The sequence below is a fragment of the Nisaea sediminum genome (assembly GCF_014904705.1).
GTDB classification, from domain to species: domain Bacteria; phylum Pseudomonadota; class Alphaproteobacteria; order Thalassobaculales; family Thalassobaculaceae; genus Nisaea; species Nisaea sediminum.
Genome location: NZ_JACZCQ010000018.1, coordinates 1 through 16,266, shown reverse-complemented (window position 1 = coordinate 16,266; position 16,266 = coordinate 1). Strand labels below are relative to the sequence as shown.

Here is a 16,266-nt window from a genome sequence, read left to right as displayed (position 1 = left end):
CCAGAGCCGCGAGAGCAGAGCCCTTCACGATCGGAATATCGTCGCCCGGGAAGTCGTAGGAGGACAGAAGCTCGCGAACTTCGAGCTCGACAAGCTCCAGAAGCTCTTCGTCGTCAACCTGGTCGACCTTGTTCAGGAACACCACCAGCGCCGGCACGCCAACCTGGCGCGCCAGAAGAATGTGCTCGCGGGTCTGCGGCATCGGGCCGTCGGCAGCGGACACGACCAGGATCGCGCCGTCCATCTGCGCCGCACCCGTGATCATGTTCTTCACGTAGTCCGCGTGACCCGGGCAGTCGACGTGCGCGTAGTGACGGTTCGCCGTCTCGTACTCGACGTGCGCCGTCGAAATCGTGATGCCGCGCGCACGCTCTTCCGGCGCCTTGTCGATCTGGTCGTACGCCGTAAACGACGCACCACCCGTCTCAGCCAGCACCTTCGTGATCGCGGCCGTCAGCGACGTCTTGCCGTGGTCGACGTGGCCGATCGTGCCAATGTTGCAGTGCGGCTTATTCCGCTGAAACTTTTCCTTCGCCATGGTCCTAGGCTCCGTACCTTTGGTTCTTCGTTTTCGTTACCGACACTAGCGGAGCATCAGGCCAGGTTCGCGCGGACTTCGTCCGCAACCGCCTGGGGCACCTGCTCATAGTGGTCGAACTGCATGGTGTACTGTGCACGTCCCTGGCTCATGGAGCGCAGGGTATTGACATAGCCGAACATGTTGGCCAGCGGCACCATGGCTTCAATGACGCGGGCATTGCCGCGCTGATCCATGCCACCCACCTGGCCACGGCGGCTGTTCAAGTCGCCGATGATGTCGCCCATGTAATCTTCCGGGGTCACGACCTCGACCTTCATGATCGGCTCGAGGAGCTTCGGACCCGCCTTCTGCATGCCTTCCTTGAAGGCCGCACGCGCCGCGATTTCGAACGCCAGCACGCTGGAGTCGACATCGTGGAAGGCGCCGTCGATCAGCTCGACCTTGAAGTCGATCACCGGGAAGCCGGCGAGCACGCCGGTATCCTTCGAGCTTTCCAGACCCTTCTGGACGCCCGGGATGTATTCCTTCGGGATCGCGCCGCCGACGATCTTGTTGTCGAACACGAAGCCTTCGCCGACCTCGGACGGACCGAACACCAGCTTCACCCGGGCGAACTGACCGGAACCGCCGGTCTGCTTCTTGTGGGTGTAGTCGATCTCGGCGGTCTTCGTGATCGTTTCGCGATAGGCAACCTGCGGGGCGCCGACATTCGCGTCGACCTTGAATTCGCGCTTCATGCGGTCGACCAGGATCTCGAGATGGAGTTCGCCCATGCCCTTGATCACGGTCTGGCCGCTCTCGTGGTCGACGGAAACCCGGAAGGACGGGTCTTCGGCCGCGAGGCGCTGCAGGGCGTTGGACATCTTTTCCTGGTCGCCCTTGGTCTTCGGCTCGACGGCGACCTCGATGACCGGATCCGGGAACTCCATGCGCTCCAGGATGACCTGCTTGGTCGGGTCGGTCAGGGTGTCACCGGTCGTGGTGTTCTTCAGGCCCGCGATGGCGACGATGTCACCGGCGCGCGCTTCCTTGATGTCTTCGCGGCTGTTGGAATGCATCAGCAGCATGCGGCCGACGCGCTCGCGATTGTCCTTGACGGTGTTCATGACCGAGCTGCCGGTCTCGAGAACGCCGGAATAGACGCGCACGAAGGTCAGGGAGCCGACGAACGGGTCGTTCATGATCTTGAACGCCAGCGCGGAGAACGGCTCGGTATCGTCCGGGTTGCGCTTGATCGGGGTCTCGCCGTCCATGGCGACACCGTTGACCGCGCCAACGTCGAGCGGGCTCGGCAGGAAGTCGACAACCGCGTCGAGAAGCGGCTGGACGCCCTTGTTCTTGAAGGCGGAGCCACAGAGAACCGGGACGAACTTGCCCGTGACGGTACCCTTGCGGATGCAGGCCTTGAGGACTTCGATGCTCGGCTCGTTGCCTTCAAGATAGGCTTCCATCGCATCGTCGTCCATTTCGACGGCGGTCTCGATGAGCGTGGAGCGGTACTCCTCGGCCTTGTCCTTCAGGTTATCCGGAATGTCGACAATCTCGAACTGCGCACCGAGGGACTCGTCGAGCCATCGGATCGCCTTCATCTGCAGGATATCGACGACACCGGCGAAATCGGACTCGGCACCGAGCGGCATCTGCATGACCAGCGGGTTCGCACCCAGGCGATCGACGATCATGTCAACGCAGCGATAGAAGTCCGCACCGATGCGGTCCATCTTGTTGACGAAGCAGATCCGCGGGACGCGGTACTTGTCGGCCTGACGCCAGACGGTCTCGGACTGCGGCTCGACACCAGCGACCGAGTCGAACACGGCAACGGCACCGTCGAGCACACGGAGGGAACGCTCCACCTCAATGGTGAAGTCGACGTGGCCCGGGGTGTCGATGATGTTGATCCGGTGATCCTGCCAGAAACAGGTCGTCGCGGCCGAGGTGATGGTGATCCCCCGCTCCTGCTCCTGCTCCATCCAGTCCATGGTCGCGGCGCCGTCATGCACCTCACCGATCTTGTAAGACCGGCCGGTGTAATACAGCACGCGTTCCGTGGTCGTGGTCTTACCGGCATCGATGTGAGCCATGATGCCGATATTGCGATAGCGCTCGAGCGGATGAGTCCTAGCCATGGCGTCCGTCCAAAATCCCTGGGTTACCAGCGGTAGTGCGAGAAAGCTTTGTTGGCGTCGGCCATGCGGTGCGTGTCTTCACGCTTCTTCACAGCAGCGCCACGATTGTTGACCGCGTCCATCAGCTCGCCGGAGAGACGGTCCACCATCGTGTTTTCGGAGCGCTTGCGCGCCGCATCGATGGTCCAGCGGATGGCCAGCGCCTGCGCACGGTCGGAGCGAACCTCGACCGGCACCTGGTAGGTCGCACCACCAACCCGGCGGGAGCGGACTTCCACATGCGGCTTCACGTTGGCGAGCGCTTCGTGGAACACGGCAACCGGCTGCTGGCCGGTCCGCGCCTCGATCTTGTCGAAGGCACCGTAGACGATGCTTTCGGCAACCGAGCGCTTGCCGTCAAACATGAGGCAGCTCATGAACTTCGAAACGACCTCGTCGCCGAATTTGGCGTCGGGCAGAACTTCACGTTTCTCTGCGCGATGGCGTCGGGACATCCAAGTCTCTCCTTACTTCGGACGCTTCGCGCCGTACTTCGAACGGCGCTGACGGCGGTCCTTGACACCCTGGGTGTCCAGCGTGCCGCGGATAATGTGATAACGAACGCCCGGAAGGTCCTTCACACGACCGCCGCGGATCATCACGACGGAGTGTTCCTGAAGGTTGTGGCCTTCACCCGGAATGTAGCTCGTCACTTCGAAGCCGTTGGTCAGGCGAACACGTGCGACTTTACGCAGCGCGGAGTTCGGCTTTTTCGGCGTCGTGGTGTACACGCGCGTGCACACGCCACGCTTTTGCGGGCAGGCTTCCAGCGCGGGCACTTTATTGCGAACGACAGGCGCCTTACGGCCCTGCCGAATCAGCTGGTTGATCGTCGGCATTCAGTCGATCCCTCTCGACTACAAAACACATTGCGCAAACAACGATCAGCCCCAGGGCCCTGCCCTAGCGGCCTACCGTCGTCTCTGCTTCGGGGTTCGCATGCGAACCTATTTAAGTTCCAGCATTTCGCCGAGGCTGCGTCTGACCTGTCGCGCCGTTTCCGACAACGGTGTCACCACCAGCCCTGCAAAGGCTGGCGGATACTATTTATCTGCCCCCTGCGGGTCAAGAACAGTTTTCGGCTTTTTTCCGCATAGCGCCTATCTGTGCAATGCAGGGCGCGCAGCCACTAAATCAGCGGTCCGTGGACATCTCTTCGAACAGAAAGCGCCAAGAGAGCGCAACTTTATGACTCGCCCTTTCCGCGTCCTTCCGGCGGGAAAGAGAAACGGCGCCCGGACTCGCATCCGGACGCCGCTCTTCGTTCGGGACTCGAACGATGTTTCTGTCGACTCGCCTTATTCGGCGGCCGGCACCTGTTCGCCTTCCTCGGCGAGCGCCGGCGCTTCTTCCTGCGCCGGAGCCAGGGCGCGGTCGCGATCGGCGGCAAGCCGCTTCAGGCGATTCATCACGCTGCCGGTACCGGCCGGGATCAGGCGGCCGACGATGACGTTTTCCTTCAGGCCCTCGAGCTGATCCTTCTTGCCGGAAACCGCCGCCTCGGTGAGGACGCGGGTGGTTTCCTGGAAGGACGCGGCCGAGATGAAGGAGCGCGTCTGCAGCGAGGCCTTGGTGATGCCCTGCAGGATCGGAATTGCCTTCGCCGGACGCAGATCCTCGGCGAGCGCCTTTTCGTTCGCCTCGTCGAACTCGTCGCGATCGACGGTCTCGCCAACCAGCAGCGTGGTGTCGCCGGCGTCGGAGATTTCCACCTTCTGCAGCATCTGGCGCACGATCACTTCAATATGCTTGTCGTTGATCTTCACGCCCTGCAGTCGATAGACGTCCTGGATCTCGTTGATGAGATACTCGGCGAGCGCCGGAACCCCGAGAACGTTGAGGATGTCGTGCGGCACCGGGTTGCCGTCCATGAGCAGGTCGCCGACCTGGACATAGTCGCCTTCCTGAACCGCGAGGTGCTTGCCCTTCGGGATCAGGTATTCGACCGTTTCCTTCTCCTCTTCCTGCGGGACCACCATGATCCGGCGCTTGGTCTTGTAGTCCTTGCCGAATTCCACGCGGCCTTCGCTCTCGCTGATGATCGCGTAATCCTTCGGCTTGCGGGCCTCGAACAGTTCCGCGACGCGCGGCAGACCGCCCGTGATGTCGCGGGTCTTGGAGGATTCCCGCGGGATACGGGCGAGCACGTCGCCGGCCCGGACCTTCGCGCCATTGTCGACCGAGAGAATCGCGTCGACCGACATGAAGTAACGGGCTTCGAGACCGTTCGCGAGCTCGATGACTTCGCCCGCCTCGTCACGCAGGGTGATGCGCGGACGCAGGTCGCCGCCACGGGCCTGCTGCTTCCAGTCGATAACCACGCGGGAGGCGATACCGGTCGCTTCGTCGGTGACCTCCTTCATGGAGACGCCGTCGACGAGGTCGACATAATGCGCGGTACCTTCCTTCTCGGTGATGATCGGAATGGTGTACGGATCCCAGTCGGCCAGCTTGTCGCCCGGCTTCACCTGCTGATCGTCGTCGACGAACAGGCGCGAGCCGTACGGGATGCGGTGACGGGCACGCTCGCGGCCCTGCTCGTCGGCCAGCACGACCTCGGTGTTCCGGCTCATGACGATCAGAACGCCGTCGGAGTTCTTCACCACGTTCCGGTTCAGCACCTTCACCTTGGCGTCGAAAGACGTCTCGATGCTGGACTGCTCGGCACCACGCTGGGCGGCGCCGCCGATGTGGAAGGTCCGCATGGTCAGCTGGGTGCCCGGCTCGCCGATGGACTGGGCGGCAATCACGCCGACCGCCTCGCCGATATTGACGCGGGTACCCCGTGCGAGGTCGCGGCCGTAGCAGCTGGCACAGACCCCGACCTTGCTCTCGCAGGTCAGGACCGAGCGCAGGCGGACTTCGTCGATACCGGCCCGTTCGATCGCATCGACCAGCGGCTCGTCGATGATCGTGCCGGCCTTGGCGAGGGTTTCGCCGGTCAGCGGCGCGACCAGATCGTCGGCCGTGGTCCGGCCGAGGATACGTTCGCTCAGCGGCTCGATCACTTCGCCGCCCTCGACGACCGCCTTCACCGAGATGCCGCGATCGGTGCCGCAATCCTCTTCGGTGATGATGCAGTCCTGGGCCACGTCGACGAGACGGCGCGTCAGATAACCGGAGTTCGCGGTCTTCAGCGCGGTATCGGCGAGCCCCTTACGGGCACCGTGGGTCGAGTTGAAGTATTCAAGAACGGTCAGGCCTTCCTTGAAGTTCGAGATGATCGGCGTCTCGATGATCTCACCGGACGGCTTGGCCATCAGGCCGCGCATGCCGGCAAGCTGCTTGATCTGCGTCGCGGAACCACGGGCGCCGGAATGGGCCATCATCCAGACGGAGTTGACGGGCTGGCCCGGCTCCATGTTGGACATGTGCTCCATCATACGCTCGGCGACGGTGTCAGTGCAGCGCGACCAGACGTCGATCACCTTGTTGTACTTCTCGCCCTGCGTGATGAGGCCGTCGAGGTACTGCTGCTCGAACTCCTTCACCTCGTTCTGGGCTTCCTCGACCAGTTCCTGCTTGGCGTCCGGAATGATCAGGTCGTCCTTGCCGAAGGAGATGCCGGCGCGGCAGGCATGGCCGAAGCCGAGGCTCATCAGACGGTCGGCGAAGATCACCGTGTCCTTCTGGCCGCAGTGGCGATAGACCTGATCGATGACGCTCTGCACTTCCTTCTTCGTCATCAGCTTGTTGATGACGGAGAAGGGCAGGTTCGGGTTCTTCGGCAGGAGCTGCGCGATCTTCAGGCGGCCCGGCGTGGTCTCCACGCGCTTGGTCACCTCTTCGCCGCTTTCGTCGAAGGTCTGGACACGGGCGCGGATCTTGGTGTGCAGGGTCACCGCACCGCTGTTCAGCGCGTGCTCGATCTCGCCCATATCCGCAAAGGCCATGCCCTCGCCCGGCATGTTCTCACGCTCGAGCGTCATGTAGTAGAGGCCGAGAATGATGTCCTGGGACGGCACGATGATCGGCTTGCCGTTCGCGGGGCTGAGGATGTTGTTGGTGGACATCATCAGCACGCGGGCTTCGAGCTGGGCTTCCAGCGAAAGCGGCACGTGGACCGCCATCTGGTCGCCGTCGAAGTCGGCGTTGAACGCGGTACAGACCAGCGGGTGCAGCTGGATCGCCTTACCCTCGATCAGCACCGGCTCGAACGCCTGGATGCCGAGACGGTGCAGGGTCGGCGCACGGTTCAGCAGCACCGGGTGCTCGCGGATCACCTCTTCGAGGATGTCCCAGACTTCCGGACGCTCTTTCTCCACCATACGCTTCGCCGCCTTGATGGTGCTGGCGAGGCCGTAGAGTTCGAGCTTCGAATAAATGAACGGCTTGAACAGCTCGAGTGCCATCTTCTTCGGCAGGCCGCACTGATGCAGCATCAGGCTCGGGCCGACGACGATCACGGAACGGCCGGAATAGTCGACGCGCTTGCCGAGCAGGTTCTGACGGAAGCGGCCCTGCTTGCCCTTCAGCATGTCGGACAGCGACTTCAGCGGACGCTTGTTCGCGCCGGTGATGACGCGGCCGCGGCGGCCGTTATCGAACAGAGCGTCGACAGCTTCCTGCAGCATGCGCTTCTCGTTGCGGACGATGATGTCCGGCGCACGCAGCTCGATCAGCCGCTTCAGACGGTTGTTGCGGTTGATCACCCGGCGATAGAGGTCGTTCAGGTCGGAGGTCGCGAAGCGGCCGCCATCCAGCGGAACCAGCGGCCGCAGCTCCGGCGGAATGACCGGGATCACATCGAGGATCATCCATTCCGGACGGCAGCCGGATTCCTCGAAGGCCTCGATCAGCTTCAGACGCTTGACCAGCTTCTTGCGCTTGGCCTCGGAACCGGTGGTGCGGAGCTCCTCGCGGATGTTTTCCTTTTCCTCGTCGAGATCGAGGCCGGACATCATCTCCTTCAGCGCCTCGGCGCCGATCATGGCCTTGAAATTGTCCTCGCCGTACTCGTCCTGGGCGTCGAAATATTCTTCCTCACCCAGAAGCTGACGGTACTTGAACGGGGTCAGGCCCGGCTCGGTAACGACGAAGCTCTCGAAATAGAGGATCCGCTCGAGATCCTTCAGGGTCATGTCGAGCAGCAGGCCGATGCGGCTCGGCAGCGACTTGAGGAACCAGATGTGCGCAACCGGAGAAGCAAGCTCGATATGCCCCATCCGCTCGCGGCGGACCTTGGAGAGGGTCACCTCGACGCCGCACTTCTCGCAGATGATACCGCGATACTTCATCCGCTTGTACTTGCCGCACAAGCACTCGTAGTCCTTGATCGGACCGAAGATCCGGGCGCAGAACAGGCCGTCGCGCTCCGGCTTGAAGGTCCGGTAGTTGATGGTTTCGGGCTTCTTGATCTCACCGAAGGACCAGGAGCGGATCCGCTCCGGGCTCGCGATCGCGATCCGGATATGATCGAAGCTCTGCGGGCCGGACGGCTGACCAAAGACGTTCATCAACTCGTTCATCAAGCATCTCCTTACGTCACTGGGACGTTATGCGCCGACTTAACAATAAGTCTGAGCGACGCGGCCGGTCGCGGCAAGTCCGCTCCCGGAGGGATAGAGAACCGGGCGGGGTCCGACTGGATCCGCCCGGAAAGTCCTACAGCTGCTCCTGCTCGAGCTCGACATTGAGGCCGAGGGAGCGGAGTTCCTTCACGAGAACGTTGAAGGACTCCGGGATACCGGCCTCGAAATTGTCGTCGCCGCGCACGATCGCTTCGTACACCTTGGTCCGGCCGGACACGTCGTCCGACTTCACCGTCAGCATTTCCTGCAGGGTATAGGCGGAGCCGTAGGCTTCGAGGGCCCAGACCTCCATTTCCCCGAAGCGCTGACCGCCGAATTGCGCCTTACCTCCCAGCGGCTGCTGGGTGACGAGGCTGTACGGGCCGATCGAACGGGCGTGGATCTTGTCGTCGACCAGGTGATGCAGCTTCAGCATGTAGATGTAGCCGACGGTCACCTTGCGGTCGAAGACCTCGCCGGTCCGGCCGTCGATCAGGGTCACCTGACCGGTCGAGTCCAGACCCGAGAGCTTCAGCATGTCGACGATGTCTTCCTCGCGGGCGCCGTCGAACACCGGAGTGCCCATCGGAACGCCGCGGCTGAGGTTGCCGGCCAGTTCCAGGACCTCGTCGTCGTCGAGCGGCGCGATCTCCGCCTTGTACTGCTCCTCGCCATAGACCTTTTCGAAGAGCTTGCGGAAGTCGCCCGTCTTTGCGGTCCGGTTGATCTCGGAAAGCAGCTGATTGATCTGCAGACCGAGACCGTGCGAGGCCCAGCCGAGGTGGGTCTCGAGGATCTGCCCGACATTCATGCGGCTCGGCACGCCGAGCGGGTTCAGCACGATGTCGACCGGGGTCCCGTCTTCCAGGTACGGCATGTCTTCCGACGGGTTGATCTTGGAGATCACGCCCTTGTTGCCGTGACGGCCGGCCATCTTGTCGCCCGGCTGCAGCTTGCGCTTCACCGCGACGAAGACCTTGACCATCTTCATGACGCCCGGCGGCAGTTCGTCACCGCGCTGCAGCTTGTCGACCTTGTTGTCGAAGCGGGCCTGGAGCTCTTCGACGCTCTTGTCGAACTCGCTCTTCATGCCTTCCAGATATTCCATCCGGGTCTCGTCTTCGACCGCGAACTGGCGCCACTGGCCCTGGGTGTATTCGCCGAGCACCGCATCGGTGATCTCGACGCCGCCCTTGAAGCCCTTCGGACCGGAAACCGCCTTCTGGCCGAGCAGCTGTTCCTTCAGGCGGGCGAAGAAGCCACGCTCGAGGATCGCACGTTCGTCGTCGCGGTCCTTCGCTAGACGCTCGATCTCGGCACGTTCGATGGCGAGCGCGCGCTCGTCCTTGTCGACGCCGCGGCGCGAGAAGACCCGCACTTCGACGACCGTACCGGTGACCCCCGGCGGCACCTTCAGGGAGGTGTCGCGGACGTCGGACGCCTTCTCGCCGAAGATGGCGCGCAGAAGCTTTTCTTCCGGCGTCATCGGGCTCTCGCCCTTCGGCGTGACCTTGCCGACCAGGATGTCGCCCGGATTCACCTCGGCACCGATATAGACCATGCCGGCTTCGTCGAGGTTCTTCAGGGCCTCTTCACCGACGTTCGGAATGTCTCGGGTGATTTCTTCCTGACCCAGCTTGGTGTCGCGGGCCATGATCTCGAATTCCTCGATATGGATCGAGGTGAACACGTCGTCGCGGACGATGCGTTCGGAGATCAGGATCGAGTCCTCGAAGTTGTAACCGTTCCACGGCATGAAGGCGACGAGCACGTTCCGGCCGAGCGCGAGCTCGCCGAGATCCGTGGACGGGCCGTCCGCCATGATGTCGCCGGCGACGACCCGGTCACCGACCTTCACCAGCGGACGCTGGTTGATGCAGGTGTTCTGGTTCGAGCGCTGGAACTTCAGCAGAGTGTAGATGTCGACGTTGCTCTCCGTGGACGCGGTTTCCTCGGTGGCGCGAACGACGATACGGGTCGCGTCGACCTGGTCGACGATGCCCGAACGCTTGGCGACGATGGTCACGCCGCTGTCGCGGGCGACGCGGGCTTCCATGCCGGTGCCGACATACGGCGCTTCCGCCTTCACCAGCGGGACCGCCTGCCGCTGCATGTTGGAGCCCATCAGCGCGCGGTTCGCGTCATCGTTCTCGAGGAACGGAATGAGCGCGGCGGCGACGGAGACCAGCTGCTTCGGCGACACGTCGATCAGGTGAATGTCTTCCGGACGGGCCAGACCGAAGTCGCCCTGGCGGCGAACCGGGACCAGCTCTTCGACGAAGCGGTTTTCCTTGTCGATCGGCGCGTTCGCCTGGGCCACCGTATAACGGCCCTCTTCCATCGCGGAGATGTACCGCACCTCGTCGGTCACCTTGCCGTCCACGACCTTGCGGTACGGAGTCTCGATGAAGCCGTACTGGTTCACGCGGGCATAGGTGGCAAGCGAGTTGATCAGGCCGATGTTCGGACCTTCCGGCGTCTCGATCGGGCAGATCCGGCCGTAGTGGGTCGGGTGCACGTCGCGCACCTCGAAGCCGGCCCGCTCGCGGGTGAGACCGCCCGGGCCAAGCGCCGAGAGGCGGCGCTTGTGGGTGATCTCGGAAAGCGGGTTGGTCTGGTCCATGAACTGCGAGAGCTGCGAGGAGCCGAAGAACTCGCGCACGGCGGCGGCCGCCGGCTTCGCATTGATCAGGTCGTGCGGCATGACGGTGTCGATCTCGACCGAGCTCATGCGCTCGCGGATCGCGCGCTCCATGCGCAGCAGGCCGACACGGTACTGGTTTTCCATCAGCTCACCGACGGACCGGACACGGCGGTTGCCGAGATGGTCGATGTCGTCGATCTCGCCCTTGCCGTCCTTCAGGTCGACCAGGATCTTCAGGATCGCGAGGATGTCTTCCTTGCGCAGCACGCGGAGCTGATCGTCGGTTTCCTGATCGAGACGGGCATTCATCTTCACGCGGCCAACCGCGGAGAGATCGTAGCGCTCGCTGTCGAAGAACAGGCCGTCGAACAGGCTTTCGGCGGTCTCGAGGGTCGGCGGCTCGCCCGGGCGCATGACCCGGTAGATGTCGACCAGCGCTTCCTCGCGGGTGGTGTTCTTGTCGAGTGCGAGGGTGTTGCGCAGATAGGCGCCGATATTGACGTAGTCGATCGCCAGCACCGGCAGATCCTCGACGCCGGTGTCGACGATCAGCTGCAGCAGTTCCTCGGTGATCTCGTCGCCCGCTTCGACCAGAACTTCGCCGGTTTCCGGATTGACGATATCGATGGCGATGAACTGTGTGATCAGGTCCTCGCTCGGGACATAGACTTCCTTGAGGCCGCCCTCGGTGAGTTTCCGAGCAAGGCGCGGCGTCATCTTGTCGCCGAGCTTGGCCACCACTTCACCGGACGCGGCATCGACCAGGTCGCGGGACAGCTTCTGGCCGCGCAGGCGGTCGCCGTTGAACTCGGTCTTCCAGCCTTCGCCGTTCTTCTGATAGGTGACGCTCTCGTAGAAGTAGCTGAGGATGTCCTCTGCGGAGAGACCGGTGACCATGGCGCGGTTCGGTTCTTCGCCGGTCTCGTGGCACTTCTTCAGATAGGCCTCGGACTCGTCGCTCATCAGAGCCAGCAGCAGCGTGGTCGCGGGCAGCTTGCGGCGGCGGTCGATGCGCACATAGAGGATGTCCTTGGCGTCGAATTCGAAATCGAGCCAGGAACCGCGATAGGGGATCACCCGGGCGGCGAAGAGATACTTGCCCGAAGAATGGGTCTTGCCCTTGTCGTGGTCGAAGAAGACGCCCGGCGAGCGGTGCATCTGGGAGACGATGACCCGTTCGGTCCCGTTGATCACGAAGGTACCGTTCTTCGTCATCAACGGCATGTCGCCCATATAGACGTCCTGCTCCTTGATGTCGCGGATGGAGCGGGAACCGGTCTCTTCCTCGACGTCCCAGACGACGAGGCGCAGGGTGACCTTAAGCGGCGCGGCAAAAGTGATCCCCCGCTGCTGGCATTCCTCGACATCGTATTTCGGCGTCTCGAGCTCGTAGCTGACGAACTCGAGCATGGCGCGCTCGGAGAAGTCCTTGATCGGGAAAACGGACTTGAAGACTTCCTGCAGCCCGAGAACCTCACGGTTCTCCGGCGCCACGTCCTTCTGCAGAAACAGATCGTAGGAACTCTTCTGCACCTCGATCAGATTCGGCATCGGGGACACTTCGGAAATACGTCCGAAATCCTTGCGCACACGCTTGCGACTGGTGAAGGAACCAACGGAGGAAATCGCCATGGTCAAACCTCGCCCACCTTTGATCTATCTGGAGCGGTCGGGACGGGTATCCGTCCGCTCCATGGCTCCCGCGCCCGTCGCGAGAGCCGCCTGTTCAGCCAACCGGGAGACCCGGCCTCCCGGCCTTACCGCTGGGGCGCCCCTGCACCAACGGTAAGAACGGGAAAAGGGCAGGGCAACGCGCGCACCGTCCGGCACGCGCGTACCCCACCCGTATTTCCAAGTAACGCCAAGGCGTTACTTCAGCTCGACGGTAGCACCTGCTTCTTCGAGCTTCTTCTTGATCTCTTCGGCTTCGTCCTTGGAAGCGCCTTCCTTCACAGGCTTCGGCGCACCTTCGACGAGGTCCTTGGCTTCCTTCAGACCGAGACCGGTGATCGCGCGAACTTCCTTGATCACGTTGATCTTCTTGTCGCCGGCACCCGCGAGGATGACGTCGAAGGAATCCTTTTCTTCGGCGGCAGCAGCACCACCGGCGTCACCGCCAGCAGCAGCGGCAACAGCAACCGGAGCGGCGGCGGAAACGCCCCACTTCTCTTCGAGCATCTTCGACAGTTCGGCCGCTTCGAGGACCGTCAGGGAAGAGAGCTCATCAACAAGCTTCTCAAGATCAGCCATTTTCAAATACTCCAGACTTGAGCTTCGTTAAACGGAGTGGATCGACCACTCACCCCTCTTTGCTGCTGTAAGCGCTGATCACGCGGGCGACCTGACCACCAGGAGCCTGCAGAACACCGGCGATACGCGTCGCCGGGGTCTGGATCATGCCAAGCAGCTTTGCACGCAGTTCGTCGAGGGACGGCAACTTCGCGAGAGCCTTGACCGCGTTGACGTCGAGAACTTTCGTTCCCATCGCGCCACCGATAATCGTCAGTTTCTCGTTTCCATTGGCGAACTCGACGGCAACCTTGGCGGCCGCAACCGGATCGGACGACGTAGCAATCGCCGTCGGACCCGTGAAGGACGCGTCAAGGTTTTCGTACTCCGTGCCTTTCAGAGCGAGACGAGCGATCCGATTTTTCGTGACTTTGTATCGGGCCCCTGCTGCACGCATCTTGCCGCGGAGGTCATTGACCTCATCGACCGTCAGCCCGACCTGATGGGTGACCACGACAACCGCGGCCTCCGAAAAGGTCTTGTTCAGGGTCTCGACCAGAGCCGCTTTTTCAGTACGGTTCACTGATCATCTCCGCATCTGCGGGCCCCGGCACCATGCCGAAGCCCCCTTTGCACATGAACCGACGAACACCATGCCCGTCGGCCCGGTTCGCCTGTCCCAGAAGCTCAAACGTCAGACATCTCCGGCCTGAGCCGGAATCGAAATCCGTTATCACCCCCGTCTATACGGGAAATTAAGCCGCCGCGGCCGAGGCCCCTTTGGCACCCGTAGTCTTGGACAGGTCGGAGCCGGTCCCGAAGGTCCGGCTCCATTTCCCGGCCCTGAAAGGCCGGAACTTCAACGACAGGCTCAGGCAGAACCGAGAGCCGCCGTATCCACTTTCACGCCCGGCCCCATGGTGGAGCTGAGAGCGACGCGCTTGACGTAGGTGCCCTTGGCGCCCGTCGGCTTCGCGCGGTTGATCGCATCGACGAACGCGGTCGCGTTCTCGAGAAGCTGGTCCTCGGAGAAGCTCGCCTTGCCGATACCGGCATGCACGATGCCGGCACGCTCGACGCGGAACTCCACCTGACCGGCCTTGGCGGCGGTCACGGCGGCGCCGACATCGGCGGTCACGGTGCCGAGCTTCGGGTTCGGCATCAGGCCGCGCGGGCCGAGCACCTTACCGAGACGGCCGACGAGGGCCATCATGTCCGGGGTCGCGATGACGCGGTCGAAGTCCATCCGGCCGTCCTGGATTTCCTTCATCAGGTCATCCGCACCGACGATTTCGGCACCGGCTGCGCGGGCTTCGTCAGCCTTCGCATCCTTGGCGAAAACCGCGACGCGCACGGCCTTGCCGGTACCGTGCGGCAGCGCGACGACGCCGCGCACCATCTGGTCGGCATGACGCGGATCGACACCGAGGTTCATCGAAATCTCGACGGTCTCGTCGAACTTCGCCTTGGCGCCGCCCTTCACGAGTTTCACCGCTTCGGCGAGCCCATGCAGCTTCAGCCGGTCGACGTTTTCATAGGCGCCCTTGAGACGCTTGCCCTGCTTTGCCATCGTCTTACTCCACAACCTCGACGCCCATGGAACGGGCGGAACCGCGGATCATCTGGCACGCGCCTTCGAGATCGACAGCGTTCAGATCCGGCATCTTCGCTTCGGCGATCTCACGGACCTGGTCCATGGTGATCTTGCCGACGATTTCCTTGCTCGGGTTGCTCGCGCCCTTCGGGAGCTTCGCGGCCTTCTTGATGAAGAAGCTGGCCGGCGGAGTCTTCGTGACGAAGCTGAAGGTTCGGTCCTGGTAAGCGGTGATCACGACCGGGATCGGCATGCCCTTTTCGAGGTTGCCGGTCGCGGCGTTGAACGCCTTGCAGAATTCCATGATGTTCAGGCCGCGCTGACCCAGCGCCGGACCGACCGGCGGAGACGGGTTCGCTTCACCGGCCTTGATCTCCAGCTTGATATAGCCAGCGATCTTCTTAGCCATAATAAGTACCTCTCACTGTGCCGGGTGGTACGGGCTTCCAAGGTTTTCTGGAAGACCTCCCACGCGGTCATCTATAGGACGTCAGATCTTCTCGACCTGGGTGTATTCCAGCTCGACCGGCGTCGACCGTCCAAAAATCGACACCGCAACCTTGAGACGGGACTTTTCCTCGTCCACGTCTTCAACATAGCCGTTGAAGGACGCGAACGGCCCGTCGGAAACCCTGACCTGCTCGCCGATCTCGAAGATGACGGACGGCTTCGGCCGCTCGACGCCCTCGGCGACCTGCTTGATGATCCGCTCGGCTTCCGATTTCGAAATCGGCTGGGGCTTGCCCTTGCTGCCGAGGAAACCGGTCACCTTCGGCTGGTCCTGCACCAGGTGCCAGCTCTGGTCGGTCATCACCATCTTGACGAGGATGTAGCCGGGGAAAAACTTGCGCTCTGCGTTCACTTTCGCGCCGCGTCGCATCTCCACGACTTCCTCGGTCGGGACCAGGACCTCTTCGATCAGGTCTTCCATCTCATGCGCAGCGGCTTGCTCGCGAATGGCCTGTGCGACCTTCTTCTCGAAGCCGGAATAGACATGGAGGACGTACCAACGTGCCGCCACAGGCTCAGGCTCCCAATCCAAGAATAAACTTCACACCCCACGACAGCGCGCCATCCACAAGGAAAAAGAAGATAGACGCGAGCGTTACCATGATGAAAACCATCATGGTGCCCACGCCTGTTTCCTTGCGACTCGCCCAGGTCACCTTGGAAACTTCCTGGCGAACCTGACGGACGAATTGCGCCGGAGAAACCTTTGCCATCGTGATCCGTTTCTGTCAGCCGGGCTGTATAGCGCCCCGGCAGAATGAAATCAACTGTGCAGAAGAAGAAGCGTGGCAGGAGTGGCAGGGATCGAACCCGCAACCCCCGGTTTTGGAGACCGGTGCTCTACCAATTGAGCTACACTCCTAAGCCGCGCTGCAAGCGGCCGCCCCAGCCCTCCCGATGAAGGACCGGGGCGGCAGCCTGTTACTCGACGATTTTGGCGACGACGCCGGCGCCGACGGTGCGGCCGCCTTCGCGGATGGCGAAGCGCAGGCCTTCATCCATGGCGATCGGCGCGATCAGCTGAACCGTCATCGCGATGTTGTCGCCCGGCATCACCATCTCGGTGCCTT

At 62.5% G+C, this 16,266-nt stretch carries 13 protein-coding genes and 1 tRNA gene; all 14 read right to left on the bottom strand.

What is annotated here, in order from left to right:
* The coding region (locus tag IG122_RS23830) for a GTP-binding protein (protein WP_193187956.1) at window positions 1-538 on the bottom strand (538 nt) is incomplete at its 3' end.
* Between the two features lie 56 nt (window positions 539-594).
* Window positions 595-2,670: an elongation factor G gene (fusA, locus tag IG122_RS23825; RefSeq protein WP_193189065.1), complete on the bottom strand. Its 2,076-nt coding sequence runs from the start codon at window positions 2,668-2,670 to the stop codon at window positions 595-597.
* 23 nt (window positions 2,671-2,693) lie between these two features.
* Entirely contained in the window at window positions 2,694-3,164 is a 471-nt protein-coding gene (gene rpsG / locus IG122_RS23820) for a 30S ribosomal protein S7 (protein WP_193189064.1), read from the bottom strand.
* Between the two features lie 12 nt (window positions 3,165-3,176).
* Window positions 3,177-3,548: a 30S ribosomal protein S12 gene (gene rpsL / locus IG122_RS23815; RefSeq protein ID WP_193189063.1), complete on the bottom strand. Its 372-nt coding sequence runs from the start codon at window positions 3,546-3,548 to the stop codon at window positions 3,177-3,179.
* A gap of 459 nt (window positions 3,549-4,007) precedes the next feature.
* Window positions 4,008-8,177 (bottom strand): DNA-directed RNA polymerase subunit beta', encoded by a 4,170-nt coding sequence (gene rpoC / locus IG122_RS23810; protein ID WP_193189062.1) that lies wholly within the window; start codon window positions 8,175-8,177, stop codon window positions 4,008-4,010.
* A 136-nt stretch (window positions 8,178-8,313) separates the two neighbouring features.
* Entirely contained in the window at window positions 8,314-12,495 is a 4,182-nt protein-coding gene (gene rpoB / locus IG122_RS23805; RefSeq protein WP_193189061.1) for a DNA-directed RNA polymerase subunit beta, read from the bottom strand.
* A 237-nt stretch (window positions 12,496-12,732) separates the two neighbouring features.
* Window positions 12,733-13,113, bottom strand: a complete 381-nt coding sequence (rplL, locus tag IG122_RS23800) for a 50S ribosomal protein L7/L12 (RefSeq protein WP_193189060.1) — start codon at window positions 13,111-13,113, stop codon at window positions 12,733-12,735.
* A 49-nt stretch (window positions 13,114-13,162) separates the two neighbouring features.
* Complete coding sequence (gene rplJ / locus IG122_RS23795) at window positions 13,163-13,675, bottom strand: 50S ribosomal protein L10 (RefSeq protein ID WP_193189059.1); 513 nt, start codon at window positions 13,673-13,675, stop codon at window positions 13,163-13,165.
* Between the two features lie 288 nt (window positions 13,676-13,963).
* Complete coding sequence (gene rplA, locus IG122_RS23790) at window positions 13,964-14,662, bottom strand: 50S ribosomal protein L1 (protein ID WP_193189058.1); 699 nt, start codon at window positions 14,660-14,662, stop codon at window positions 13,964-13,966.
* 4 nt (window positions 14,663-14,666) lie between these two features.
* Entirely contained in the window at window positions 14,667-15,095 is a 429-nt protein-coding gene (rplK, locus tag IG122_RS23785) for a 50S ribosomal protein L11 (protein WP_193189057.1), read from the bottom strand.
* An 81-nt stretch (window positions 15,096-15,176) separates the two neighbouring features.
* On the bottom strand, window positions 15,177-15,707 hold the full coding sequence (nusG, locus tag IG122_RS23780) for a transcription termination/antitermination protein NusG (protein ID WP_193189056.1): 531 nt from the start codon (window positions 15,705-15,707) through the stop codon (window positions 15,177-15,179).
* A gap of 4 nt (window positions 15,708-15,711) precedes the next feature.
* Window positions 15,712-15,909: a preprotein translocase subunit SecE gene (gene secE / locus IG122_RS23775; protein ID WP_193174086.1), complete on the bottom strand. Its 198-nt coding sequence runs from the start codon at window positions 15,907-15,909 to the stop codon at window positions 15,712-15,714.
* A 73-nt stretch (window positions 15,910-15,982) separates the two neighbouring features.
* A tRNA-Trp gene (locus IG122_RS23770) sits at window positions 15,983-16,058 on the bottom strand.
* 59 nt (window positions 16,059-16,117) lie between these two features.
* Window positions 16,118-16,266, bottom strand: a 149-nt coding sequence (locus IG122_RS23765; RefSeq protein WP_449867124.1) for an EF-Tu C-terminal domain-related protein, incomplete at its 5' end; no start/stop codon positions are given.

Bases quoted from the DNA above. Each gene is read 5' to 3' on its own strand.
- rplA (WP_193189058.1), bottom strand. From the start codon at position 14,662: ATGGCAAAGCAGGGCAAGCGTCTCAAGGGCGCCTATGAAAACGTCGAC.
- rpoB (WP_193189061.1), bottom strand. From the start codon at position 12,495: ATGGCGATTTCCTCCGTTGGTTCCTTCACCAGTCGCAAGCGTGTGCGC.
- rpoC (WP_193189062.1), bottom strand. From the start codon at position 8,177: ATGAACGAGTTGATGAACGTCTTTGGTCAGCCGTCCGGCCCGCAGAGC.
- rplL (WP_193189060.1), bottom strand. From the start codon at position 13,113: ATGGCTGATCTTGAGAAGCTTGTTGATGAGCTCTCTTCCCTGACGGTC.
- rpsG (WP_193189064.1), bottom strand. From the start codon at position 3,164: ATGTCCCGACGCCATCGCGCAGAGAAACGTGAAGTTCTGCCCGACGCC.
- rpsL (WP_193189063.1), bottom strand. From the start codon at position 3,548: ATGCCGACGATCAACCAGCTGATTCGGCAGGGCCGTAAGGCGCCTGTC.
- fusA (WP_193189065.1), bottom strand. From the start codon at position 2,670: ATGGCTAGGACTCATCCGCTCGAGCGCTATCGCAATATCGGCATCATG.
- rplK (WP_193189057.1), bottom strand. From the start codon at position 15,095: ATGGCTAAGAAGATCGCTGGCTATATCAAGCTGGAGATCAAGGCCGGT.
- secE (WP_193174086.1), bottom strand. From the start codon at position 15,909: ATGGCAAAGGTTTCTCCGGCGCAATTCGTCCGTCAGGTTCGCCAGGAA.